This window comes from Xenorhabdus bovienii (assembly GCF_024721015.1).
Lineage (GTDB): Bacteria > Pseudomonadota > Gammaproteobacteria > Enterobacterales > Enterobacteriaceae > Xenorhabdus > Xenorhabdus bovienii.
The window spans coordinates 1-253 of record NZ_JANAIF010000457.1 but is presented as its reverse complement, the minus strand read 5'-3'; the positions used below and the strand labels follow the sequence as shown (position 1 = coordinate 253).

At 53.0% G+C, this 253-nt stretch carries 1 protein-coding gene; it reads left to right on the top strand.

The window, feature by feature from the left end:
• A partial coding sequence (locus tag NXS07_RS21390) for a GNAT family N-acetyltransferase (RefSeq protein ID WP_258087689.1) occupies positions 1 to 253 on the top strand: 253 nt, incomplete at both ends.

Sequence of the window (253 nt, the reverse complement as noted above, 5' to 3'; positions counted from 1 at the left end):
ACGCTGACGCGTATGACCGACTGTGTCAGCATATTCTCGTGGAAGACAAATCAACCGGCAAACTGGTGTGTTGCTTCCGATTCATGCGACTGAGTGGTGGTTTCGATATCGATCGCGCCTATTCTGCCCAGTTTTATGAACTTGACGCGCTGAGGTCTTTTGAGGGGCAGATGATAGAGGTCGGGCGCTTTTGCATCCATCCTGACTGGACCGATCCTGACATTCTGCGTGTCGCTTGGGGTGCGCTAACCGT